This window comes from Pontibacter sp. LHS1 (genome assembly GCF_058932855.1).
Map to the genome: position 1 here is coordinate 236,459 of NZ_JBZYWF010000003.1, position 12,484 is coordinate 248,942.

Annotated in this window: 7 protein-coding genes; 6 read left to right on the forward strand and 1 reads right to left on the reverse strand. The window is 45.8% G+C overall.

Going from position 1 to position 12,484, the window contains the following annotated elements; genetic code table 11:
- Positions 1-763 precede the first annotated feature (763 nt).
- From AC5FXQ_RS08205 to rpiB, 4 genes are all read left to right on the forward strand, one after another.
- Positions 764-6,850, forward strand: a complete 6,087-nt coding sequence (locus tag AC5FXQ_RS08205) for an IPT/TIG domain-containing protein (protein WP_493601990.1) — start codon at positions 764-766, stop codon at positions 6,848-6,850.
- Positions 6,851-7,109: 259 nt separating this feature from the next.
- On the forward strand, positions 7,110-8,384 hold the full coding sequence (gene glyA / locus AC5FXQ_RS08210; RefSeq protein ID WP_493601991.1) for a serine hydroxymethyltransferase: 1,275 nt from the start codon (positions 7,110-7,112) through the stop codon (positions 8,382-8,384).
- Positions 8,385-8,419: 35 nt separating this feature from the next.
- Positions 8,420-9,262, forward strand: a complete 843-nt coding sequence (gene tatC / locus AC5FXQ_RS08215) for a twin-arginine translocase subunit TatC (RefSeq protein WP_493601992.1) — start codon at positions 8,420-8,422, stop codon at positions 9,260-9,262.
- A 4-nt stretch (positions 9,263-9,266) separates the two neighbouring features.
- On the forward strand, positions 9,267-9,704 hold the full coding sequence (gene rpiB, locus AC5FXQ_RS08220) for a ribose 5-phosphate isomerase B (protein ID WP_493601993.1): 438 nt from the start codon (positions 9,267-9,269) through the stop codon (positions 9,702-9,704).
- A 15-nt stretch (positions 9,705-9,719) separates the two neighbouring features.
- On the opposite strand, the gene AC5FXQ_RS08225 is transcribed toward rpiB, so the two are convergent.
- Positions 9,720-11,126, reverse strand: a complete 1,407-nt coding sequence (locus tag AC5FXQ_RS08225; RefSeq protein WP_493601994.1) for a hypothetical protein — start codon at positions 11,124-11,126, stop codon at positions 9,720-9,722.
- A gap of 103 nt (positions 11,127-11,229) precedes the next feature.
- On the opposite strand from AC5FXQ_RS08225, the gene rbfA reads away from it, so the two are divergent.
- Together rbfA and AC5FXQ_RS08235 are read left to right on the forward strand one after the other, a co-directional pair.
- Positions 11,230-11,625 (forward strand): 30S ribosome-binding factor RbfA, encoded by a 396-nt coding sequence (gene rbfA, locus AC5FXQ_RS08230; protein WP_493601995.1) that lies wholly within the window; start codon positions 11,230-11,232, stop codon positions 11,623-11,625.
- A 17-nt stretch (positions 11,626-11,642) separates the two neighbouring features.
- Entirely contained in the window at positions 11,643-12,452 is an 810-nt protein-coding gene (locus AC5FXQ_RS08235) for a class I SAM-dependent methyltransferase (RefSeq protein ID WP_493601996.1), read from the forward strand.
- Positions 12,453-12,484: the final 32 nt, after the last annotated feature.

Genomic DNA, 12,484 nt, shown 5'->3' on the forward strand with positions numbered 1-12,484 from the left:
CAGATAAACTCTCAGAAAACAGAAAAGGGCTGCAGGAAACTGCAGCCCTTTTCTGTTTTCATTTACAGGCAATCTTAAAGACATATATATTGACCTATTCTAGTGTTTTATCATGAGAAATTGAGATTGGTTATACACTTATACCATACTGCATAGTTCTATATATCAACCATATGTGGCCTTTTATGTGATGGGGTTCGTGTTATATTTTAGATTTTTAGTAAAGAGTTCCTTTTGAATGTTGCCTACGTTAGGTTAAAGCAAGTTTAATTATGTTGCAATCCATATAAGCTAAATTTCCTGCGCTATTATGCGGTTTTGAATCTGGCAAACTCACAAAATAAGTTAATGTAATTAAACCGGTATCTAATATATTTAAACTGATACCTGGTGTTTAAAGACATGGTTAATTGCACAGCTTTACAATGTTATAAAAAAGCCAGATTGTATTCAGGAGAGAAATGAAATAATACCGAAAACCTATATATAATATTTTAATGCAAACATAATATAGTTAATATATAACCTTTTTAAATACTATTTTAAAAAAATAAACTTGAAAAGTTTCCAAATAACTTAATCAAGGCACTTTTTAAAAAATAGCCTTGAATGCACTAAAAACGCTATATAAAAGAAGAGAGTTAAAATCAGACAAAAAAACAGGGATTAATATTGCAAAAGTGAAAGATAAATTATCTTATTTTGTGATAATTAACTTAGCATTAAAACTGCACAAAAATTTATTAACTCTTAACTTTTAGCTATGGCACAAATCTACTCCCCCCCATTAGGCCGGCTTATACGTTCTCTGCTCCTGCAGTGCGTGATTATGCTGGGTCTGGTTTCCACTGTAGTTGCTCAGGCCCCCATAACTTATAATGGCCCTTGGCGAATACCAACTTCTGCAAACGTAATTTCAAGCGGGTTGAGCTCAGATGGAGCAGAAATAGCGCCAAGTTCATCTGGCGGTTCTGCTCAATTCAGAACTACAGCAGCCTATGTGGACATTAAGCTACAGGAGGAGAGCCAAATAGGCTCAACAGGGTATAAAGTGAGCTTTAGCTTTTTGGCAAGCACAACAAGATTAGCAGAATATAGTGCTAATATGAAGGTAAGCTACCGTCTACAAGGAGGAAGTATAAAAGAGGCCTCTACTTATGCAGTAGCTGTCCAGCCCTCAAGAGAGACGGTATATCTGCCAAGCAACGCAACAAATGTAAGGTTTGAGCTAGGATCTGTAAATGCAGCCTATGTGTTTCTCGATGCAGTAACAGTGTCGCAAGAGCCAGAGATGACAGGCTTTACTCCAACAGGAGGTGTTCCAGGAACAGAAGTAACTATAAATGGGAGACATCTAAAAGAAGCTACGGCAGTATACTTTGGAGCCGTGCAGGCTACCTCTTTTACCACAGACAGTACTGTTATTACGGTAGCTGTACCTTATGGTGTTAAGAGTGACTTCATAAGAATAGTAACGCCATACGGAGAGGTAACAAGTGCAACAGCGTTTGAAGTGCCGGCTCCATCTCTTGCTTCAGGAGTTGAATTTGCCCCGTCAAGTGCAGGTGCTGGTGAAACAGTAACGCTTTACGGACAGTATTTCACAGGCGTAACCGGTGTGCTGTTCAACGGTGTGGCAGCTGACCCAGCTACGATAGCTTTTGCAGAAGGGAAAGAAGACAGCGAAATAACAGTAACTGTACCCAATGGAGCAACGTCTGGCCAAATTACAGTAGTTACACCAGCCGGGCAGGATGTAAGTACAAATTCATTCACAGTACTTGGCCCACAAATTTTAGCGATTGATCATGACAATGATCAGGAGACAACGAGTGTAGAGTTTTCTCCAGCCGGAGGAAGTGTAGGTGCGACTGTAACTGTCTACGGCCAGTATTTCTTAGGAGTGAACGAAGTATTATTTAATGGTGTGGCAGCTACAAGCTTTACAGTAGTTGACGATAACCAAATCACTGTAACGGTACCATTGGGAGCAAGCACTGGCGTTATTACAGTGAAGAGTCCTGAAAGCCAATCTTCGAGTGTGGCATCATTTGATGTGCCGGCACCAACAATCGCTAGTTTTGAGCCAACTACAGCAGGTCCAAACATGAGGGTGACGATAAAAGGAACCAACTTGTCGGGAGTAAGCAGTGTAATGTTCTTAGGAGGTGAAGGTGTTGAAGATGACAGAGAAGGTACAATTGTTACGCCGGTAACAAACGACGGTGAGCTAGTCGTAATTGTACCGGCAGATGCAAGCACCGGTCTTATACAGGTAATTGCTCCAGGAGACAAGATTGGTACAAGTGCAGAGGAATTTGTTTTTGTGCCAGCTCCAACTATAGCGAGTGTTGCAACTACTATCGGTGGTTTCACATACAGCATCGTAGGAGAAGAAGTGACCATCACTGGTACCAACTTCGAAACGGCAACTGTAGTTACATTTGGAAATGTTACAATCTCTCCAAATGATACAGAAGCTGGAGTAGTTGGTTTTGTGGTAAGCAATGAGGGTACTACTATTACATTCAATATACCTGAAACTGCTACAACAGGCAATGTAGTGGTAACCACGCTTGGTGGTGAGGCTACTTGGGATGGACCATTCGAAGTAATTCATGCCCCAGTTGTAAGCATAGATCCTACCAAAGGCCCAATTGGCCAGACAATCACGATCACAGGTCAGCATCTGAAATATGTTTCAGAAGTAGTATTCTTGGGTAGCGATGTAACAGCGGAAGATGACTTACGCATTGAGCTGACTGCTCCTAACGAGAGCGATACTGAACTTACAGTAACTGTACCAGAAGGCGCTGTAACAGGGAAGCTATTAGTAACCAACCCTGCAGATCAGGTTGAGACAGAGATTTTCGAAGTAGTTGTAACTCCTGTAATTCTGACATTCACGCCGGAAATGGGCGCAGCAGGTACAGTAGTGACAATCACAGGTTATAACTTCATAAACGAAGGAGCAGTAACGGTAACTTTTGCTGGTGCAGAAGGTGCTATACCTGCTGTATTCGAAGTTGCCGACGATAAAACACTGACAGCTACTGTGCCGGTTGGTGCTATCACTGGTGTAATCACCGTGTCAAACATCAACGGTCCTGGCGTAAGCCCTTCTAACTTCAACGTTATTGAGTTGCCAACTATTACATCTATCTCTTCTGGGAAGGGAGTTGTGGGGAATGAAGTTGTTATCAGCGGTACCAATTTCTATGGTGAGGAGATCAAAGTAACCTTCTTAGGTGCAGAAGGCAGTGATGATGATGTTGAGGCCACTACCATTACAGTTAACACCGAGGCGCAAACCATCACTGCAACTGTTCCGGAAGGAGCTGTAACTGGTCCACTGATGGTAACAAACGCGGCTGGTAACAGCAACCCAAGCAACCCTTACACGATAGTTACGACACCAGAGATTATCAGCTTTACTGCGACAGAAGGTATAGTTGGTGATGAGGTAGTAATTACTGGCTGGTTGTTAAATGAAGTTACTGGCGTGAAATTTAACAACGTAGTAGCGGATTTTACTTATAATAGAGCTGAAGGTACTATTACTGCTACAGTACCAACTGGTGCAACGACCGGGCCGATCAGCATAGATGTTGCGGAAACAGAAGTATTCAGAACTACTGATGTATTCACCGTTATACCTGCGCCTACTATTATAGCATTTGAACCAGTAGAAGGTGGTGTGGCAGGAACAGTAGTAACCATCACTGGTACAAACTTCATAGATGTTACAGCAGTTGCGTTCAATGGAATTGCAGCCGATATGGCGACTGTTCAGATAAACGAGACATTTGATGTACTTACTGTAACAGTACCTGTTGCCGCTACTACTGGTAAAATCACTATAACGACACCTGCAGGAGTAGCAGAAAGCACAGATAATTTCGTTGTGCCAGTGCCAGCTAACATTACATTTACGAACAGCACAGACACTCCTACTACTAGCTATGCAAATCAGTTGGTAACCGTTAGAGGTCAGTTCTTCACCAATGCAACAGAAGTAACTTTCAGTGGGGAGTCTGCGACAATCGTAGGTGAAGTTACTAAAGAGGTAGATAGTGAAGGCGCTGAGACAGGTTTTGAGCTGATTACGGTAAAAGCACCGTTTGATGCAGGAACAGGTAAAGTAGCTGTTACCACCCCAGCCGGAACAGGAACAAGTGCTACTGACTATACTGTAATTGAGCCAATTATAACAGCAATAAGCGCTGAAGAAGGTTATGTAGGTCAAACAGTAGTAACAATCACGGGCGAATTATTCACGCAGTACTGGGATGAAACGCTAAACGATGGACAAGGTGGTGTTGCTGAAAAAGCACCAGTTGTGAATTTTAATGGTACCCAAGTTACGGCAACTACTTATACTGCGACTGAAATTACAATAACTGTTCCAAATGGAGCCACATCAGGAAACTTGACTGTGATTTCTGGAAGTGGTGAAAGTAATCCATTTGCATTCACAGTTCTAGCACCAGTCCTTTCGAGCGTAACACCAACTGCTGTATATGCAGGTGAGGAAGTGGTTATCACTGGTACTAACTTTATCAACATTACTGGTATGTCTTATGGTGGTATAGCAATCTCGGGCTACACTGTAGCCTTGACGAACGTAGAAAACGGTACAGGTACTATTACATTTAAAGCTCCAGTTGTAAACTTCAACAGCTCAAACGTGCTGAGCGTTACTTCTACAAGTGGCACAGGTACATCAACTGCCTTGACAGTATACAAACCAGTAATTGCTAGTGTTATACAAACAGGAACAGCAAACGATACCAGAGTATATGCAGGTGTAAACATTGTTACTATTACAGGGTCTAGATTTGACGAATACTTTGACGGAACAAATGTTACTAGAGCAGTACCTACAGTAACTTTTGCAGGTTCAAATAGTACGCGTATTGCAGGTACTATCGTAAACGCTACCTACAGCACGACAGAAGAAGGCACAGACGTGTTAGAAGTAGCAGTTCCAGCAGGAGCTATCACTGGCTCAGTGAGAATATCAAGTGACAGCGGTACAGGGCAGTCAAATGGTAACCTGACAATTATAGGAGCTCCAACTATTACAGGTTTCAGCACTTATGCAGGTGTCGTTGGAACAACCTTCACAATTGCCGGTACAAACTTTGACGATGCAACAGAGGTTAGATTCTTAGGGATTGAAGGAGAGGGTGACGGAGTTATAGCATCTTATACTGTAACATCTCCTACTGAAATTAGTGTGACTGTGCCGGAAGGAGCTACAATCGGTAAGCTTGCTGTTACTACACCATACGGTGGTAGCAGAACAGTGACAAGTTCACAAATCTTCCGAGTAGTGAAAGCACCGATCATTCATGATTTCGTAGCTAAAGAAGGGCCTGCTGGATATGTTGTAACCATCACCGGTGAGAACCTGATCGATGTGACTGGAATGATAAATGTATTCTTCAAAGGCCATGGAGGAGAAATCATCCCTGCGCCACTCGAGAGTCAAATCAACATTCCAGCTACAGTGGAAACGGAAGATCTGACTACTGCCCGTGAAATAACAGTAACAGTTCCAAACAATGCCATAACAGGTATTATCACACTAACAAATGAGGCTGGAACAACAACAACAGCTGAATCAACTCAGACAACTGAAGATGTATTTACCGTAACAAGCCCGGTAATCGTAAGATTCGAGAAGGAGAGTGATGGAAGCACTATTACAGGTGATAACCCTGCTAGACTCTTAGAAAGAGTAGTTGTAAGAGGTTACAAGCTGACAAATGTTGGAACTATCAAAATAGGTACAGTGAATGTAAGCAGCTTCTTCGAAGAAGATGAGAATTCTCTCGAAATGCTAGTGCCACAGACAGCTTCCAGAAATTTTGTGACAATAACCTCTCTGGGTGTAACAACAAGTAGTGAGCCTGAGAGATTGGAAATTGTAAGACCAATTATTACAGTTAATCCAACCACATTAAGCTTTAAAGCGCAAGAAGGAACAGAGTTCGATGTCAAGTCATACACTGTAACTGCTCAGAACTTAGCTATTGGAAGAGACCTGCAACTGTCAATGACAGGAGATGTTACCTTCCAGATATCTTCGGATCCTACATCTACTGAGGAAGGTGCTTGGACAAGAGCAATGAGCTTTACTCCAGACGAAAATGGCAACTTCACTACCTTAATTTCGGTAAGAAGCACTTCAACAGAAATAGGAGCTAGACTGAGTGGGTCAATTGTTAACAGTTCATTAGAAGCATCGGCTACAGTAACATTGGAGTCTGAAATCGTTCCTCTCCCAGTAGAACTGATCGCCTTCAACGCAAGAAAAGAAGGCAATGCTGTTCAACTGACATGGGCTACAGCTTCTGAGCTGGACAACGACTACTTCGAAGTGCAGATGACAGAAGACCTGAAAGGTGAATTTAAGGCAGTAGGCAAAGTGAATAGCAAAGTAAATACGACTTCACTGCGTCAGGACTACCAGTTCAACCACAAAGGCAACTTCAACGGCACACGTTACTATAGACTGAAGCAGGTGGACCTGGATGGTACATTTGAATACAGCAAAGTGGTCGCTGTGTCCTCTACCGGAGCGAACCTGGCAGTTGGTCCAAGAGTGTATCCGAACCCAATCAACGTTGACTCTAAGCTGGTGTACAATGCCGACAGAGCAGGTAAGTTGAATGTGCGTATCGTGAACATGAATGGTTCAGCCGTTCAGAACCTGAGCTACGACATCGAAGAAGGTGAGAACACGATCCTTCTGAACCTGAACAACAACCTGCCAACAGGCATCTACATCCTGATGACAGAGTTTAACGGTAAGACGGAGCAGGTGAAACTCCTGAAGCAGTAATCCAAGTATTACCATCATAAAGAAGGCCCGCCAAATTGGCGGGCCTTCTTGTTTTAAGGAAAATCTAAATAGAAGCTGACTATACCTAACTTAAAAGTAAGGGCATAAGGTGATCTGAATGATTCGAAAAAAGTTAAGGATAAGAGGAGTGGCAGAGGCTGGAGGGTTATAGTTACGCTGCGGCTGATATAAACTTTTGAAACATTGGTTTATTCAGGTGCAAGCTTTAATTTTGAAGGATTATAAAAACAAAGCAGCCATGCAGAAAGACACAGCTATATTTGACCTGATTGCTAAAGAGAAAGCACGCCAGACCCACGGCATCGAACTGATCGCGTCCGAGAACTTCGTTTCGGATCAGGTGATGGAGGCGATGGGAAGTGTGATGACCAATAAGTATGCTGAAGGCCTGCCAGGCAAACGCTACTATGGTGGTTGCGAAATTGTGGATCAGTCGGAGCAGCTGGCGATAGACCGTGCAAAGGAGCTTTTTGGGGCTACCTGGGTAAACGTGCAGCCGCACTCTGGTGCTCAGGCTAACTCAGCTGTGATGCTCGCAGTACTGCAGCCAGGCGACAAGATCCTGGGTTTCGACCTGTCTCACGGTGGTCACCTGACACATGGCTCGCCTGTTAACTTCTCTGGTAAACTGTACCAGCCAAGCTTCTATGGTGTGGAGCAGGAAACTGGCCTGATCGATTTTGATAAAGTAGTGGAAACAGCCCGTCGTGAGAAGCCCAAGCTGATCATCTGCGGTGCTTCTGCCTACAGCCGCGACTGGGATTATAAAAAACTACGTGCAGCTGCCGACGAGGTAGGCGCACTATTACTGGCCGATATCTCCCACCCTTCCGGCTTGATTGCTAAAGGGCTTCTGAACAACCCATTTGAGCACTGCCATATCATAACCACCACTACGCACAAAACACTGCGCGGACCAAGAGGCGGTATGATCATGATGGGCAAAGACTTTGAAAATCCGTTTGGCCTGAAGACTCCTAAGGGAGAAACCCGCATGATGTCATCTCTGCTGGATGGAGCCGTATTCCCGGGTACACAAGGCGGTCCGCTGGAGCACGTGATCGCAGCGAAGGCAGTGGCCTATTACGAGGCGTTGTCTGATGACTACATGGGCTATATCAAGCAGGTGCAGCAGAATGCGCAGGCCATGGCAGCTGCCTTTGTAGAGCGTGGCTATAACATTATCTCAGGTGGAACTGATAACCACATGATGCTGATCGACCTGCGTTCGAAAGGTATAACTGGTAAGCTGGCTGAGAACACACTTGTGAAGGCAGATATCACCATCAACAAGAACATGGTGCCTTTTGATGATAAGTCACCGTTTGTGACCTCAGGTATGCGCGTAGGTACTGCTGCGATTACGACACGTGGTTTGAAAGAGACGGACATGGCTCGCATAGTAGAGTTGATGGACAGTGTGCTCACTAACCACGACAACGAAAGCAAAATAGAAGCTGTGCGCAAAGAAGTGAACAGCTGGATGCAAGACTATCCACTTTTTGCTTACTAATTCAATCATAAGAATTTATTTATAAGCCATCATTAATGGACCAACCACACCTCGAGGGAGCGGAACAGCAGCAGGAGATGTCCTTTGTGGACCATTTGGAGGAGTTGCGGTGGCACATTATACGGTCAGTAGCATCCATTCTGGTGTTTGCTACAGCGGCCTTTCTTGCCAAAGGCTTCGTGTTCCACGATATCATCCTGGCCCCTTCCCGCACCGACTTCTTTAGCTACCAGATGATGTGTAAGGTCAGCCAATATTTTGGATCGAGCGCATTCTGTATAGAAGACCTAGGCTTTACGATACAAAGCCGGCAAATGAGCGGCCAGTTCTCCATGCACATCATGGTGTCGCTGGTGCTAGGCCTGGCATTGGCCTTTCCGTATGCCTTTTGGGAGATCTGGCGTTTTGTGAAGCCAGGCCTATACCCGCAGGAACAGCAAAACTCACGTGGTGCGGTGTTCTGGGTATCGGTACTGTTTGCGATGGGCCTGCTCTTCGGCTACTACGTAGTATCTCCTATCTCGATCAACTTCCTGGCTGGTTATCAGGTCGACCCGTCTATCGTAAATGAGTTTGACTTGTCTTCCTACATTTCAACACTAACCACGCTTTGCCTGGCCTGTGCCTTTATGTTTGAGTTGCCGGTCATTGTGTATTTCTTCACCAAGGCGGGACTGCTCTCACCGGAGATAATGAAGCTGTATCGCCGACACGCCATTATCGTGATCCTGATTGTGTCTGCGGTAATCACACCTCCGGATGTGATTAGTCAGTTGCTGATATCCTTTCCGCTGATCGTGCTGTATGAAGTAAGTATCAGCGTATCAAGAGGAATTATCCAGCGCGATTTGAAAAGACTGAACGAAAATAACGCTTAAAACTATGGGATATAAAATAGCAATCGGCGGCGACCACGCCGGCTTTACATACAAGAGCCTGCTGAAAGAGCAGCTGGAGGCGGCAGGCAACGAAGTGACAGACTTTGGTCCTGGTTCAGATGCTTCAGTAGACTATCCGGATCATGTGCATCCACTGGCGAAGGCTGTGGTGAACAAAGAAGCCGACTTTGGTATCCTGATCTGCGGAAGCGGAAACGGTGTGGCCATGACAGCCAATAAGTACCAGGAGATCAGAGCGGCACTTTGCTGGCAGACAGAGCTGGCTAAGCTATCCCGGGAGCATAACAACGCCAACATACTATGTATACCTGCCCGGTTTGTGTCGCAGGACGTAGCAGCGGATATGACACGTGTGTTCCTGGAGACAGAATTTGAAGGTGGACGCCACCAGAATCGCGTTAATAAAATTCCGGTTTGCTAAGACAGGTATAGCCGCTTAACGGACTTTTTTATAGACTGCCGCTGTTTGCGTAGGCTCATATCCTTCGAAAACGGACGGCAGTTTATGTTTTAATTGCGGCATAAGGCCGGCTTGGTCCACAATGTATACTGGGCTTTCCAGGCGGAAGTTCTGATAGAGGTCATAGACGGCCTGGTACTCATCGAGTCGGCCGAAGTGGCGTTGTGATAGCCGCCAGTTCAGGTATGGCGTAGCCAGTTTGTTGTGCTCATAATAGCTGATGTCATCACCAAGAACCAATACCGAGCTACCCCTGATCTCATCTCCAACGCTGTTGTCCGGCAACAGTAGCTGAGAGTCATCGATCTTTACAAAAGAAGCTAAACCCAGTGGCTGTCGATAACGGATAAGCAACACCCCACCTAACAGGATAAAAAACATCAGGTTTAGTATCCATTTCTTCATGCGGCTTGTGAACAGGAATTCGCCGAAATAGGCGATGGGCGGAAGTATTACTACGAAGGAACCTACTGATAGCTCGTTGCGGCTGATCAACACCACAATACTCACCACGAGCCATACCGTCATGAGTTGCTGAAACTTGCCCTGAAACACCAGGCGCTGAGGCAGTGAGGTCGTGCTGATCAGCGAAAGCAGCAAAAGTGCTGCAGGCAGCGCCAGCGCCAGTGCCAGGTGGGCCGGCGGAACCAGCGGGTTGATGCCAAACTGCCAGGGTTGCAGCAAATGCATTTCTGCAAAATGAGACGTTGTATTGGTATAAAGGTAATAAGTCACCAGCACGGCGTAAGGAAAGGCAAAGCCGCAGAGCATTAACAGGAAGCTCCGGAAAGTGTTGGAGGCGAAGAGCACAACGCCAAAAGCCGCTACCAGCAGAAACAGCGCCAAGGGCAGATAGCTCATAGCTGCAAGCCCCACCATAAACCCTCCTACAAACAAGCGGTTATTTTCAAAGCCCTCCCTTGAGATCGTGATGATATAGGGGAGCGACAGAATAACAAATGTATTGCCAATAAGCAGTGGCGTGAGCATATCAAACTCAAAGGTAAGGCTACCCATGAGCAGGTATAACAAAGCAGGGATATAGCCTTTGCCTGCGTATACCTGATGCCGGTTTAGCGTCAGGTTAAGCATGACCGCCTGAAAGAGGAGCAGGAATGTCGCTGTGAGCCTGTAACTCAGGTATGAGCGCCCTGCTATCACATCGATGGTCCAGTACACAAAGGCAGAAAGGGGTGCCGTGGTGTCGTAGATATCACGGTACATGGCAAAGCCATCTGCCATACGCTCCCCTACCAGCATGTACAGCAGCTCAGATGCAGTAGCAGGTATACCCAAAAAGATGAGCGGCAACCGGATCGCCAGGAACAGTAACACCAGCAAAAATAAGCGGGAAGGCAGTATGCTTCGGAAGTAACTAATCAAAGGAAGACGGAGTTAGAAAGAACTATACACCAGCCTGAGCCGAAATGAGTACGGCACAATTGGGGTAAAAATGCGAAATTAATATGATATTTGCATCTTCAATATGGAAAGTAAAAGACAACAGAAGTTTTCGCGCCTAATTCAGAGGGAGTTGGCAGAGATATTCCAACGGGAAGTGCCACACTTGTTCGGCGGTGCCTATATATCGGTAAGTGTAGTGCGTATGTCGCCCGACCTGGGTCTGGCGCGTGTATACCTGAGCGTGATGAACGCCAAAGACGGCAATGAAATGCTCCTGCAGGAACTGCGCGTAAACACCAAAACCATTCGTCACCTGCTAGCCCAGCGCATCAAGAAACAGGTGCGTGTTATACCTGAGCTTGTGTTCTTTTTGGACGATACTGCTGAGTACGCCGCCAAGATTGACGAACTATTCTCCAATCTGGATATACCACCTGCTCCCGAGGAAGACGAGGAGGACGACACCTATACCCGCTAAGAACTAGCAACACCCTTATGCAGTACGATCCGATTAAGCGCGTGCTGGGCGATGTGTTTAACAAGACCCCATTCCTGCGCCGCGTATTTTATAATTTGCTGGACCTGCTCCTGCTACGTGCCTGGCATGTGCACAAGGAGCTGCGCGAGTGGGCCGCTAACCGTAAAGCCGACGAGCAGCACATACTGGATGCGGGCTCTGGCTTCGGACAGTATACCTACTGGCTCTCAAGCCAGAGTAGCAAATGGAGTATATTGGCCGTTGACGTAAAAGAGGAGCAGATATCAGACAGTAACCGCTTTTTCAGGGCGATTGGGCGGCAGAACGTGCTGTTTCGCATAGGCGACCTGGTGAAATACCGCGAAGAGAACACTTACGACCTGATTCTTTCGGTAGACGTGATGGAGCATATCCTGGAGGATGTGGAAGTATTCCGCAACTTTCAGGCATCGTTGGTGCCAGGCGGTATGCTGGTTATCTCCACCCCGTCTGACCAAGGTGGCTCGGATGTGCATGGCGACGATGAAACATCGTTTATAGAAGAGCACGTGCGCGACGGCTATAACATTCAGGAAATTCAGGATAAGCTTTTCTCAGCAGGCTTCAGCAAAGTAGAAGCGCGCTATTCCTACGGTAAGCCAGGGCAGATCTCGTGGCGGCTTTCGATGAAGTACCCGCTCTTGATGCTCAACACTTCCAAAGCGTTTTTTATCCTGCTGCCATTTTACTACCTGATTACTTTCCCGATAAGCCTCGTGCTGAACTGGTTTGATGTAAACGGCAAGCACGCCTCAGGCACAGGCCTGATCGTGAAAGCCTGGAAATAAATTAAATTGTTGATGGCTTAATTGTTAAATTG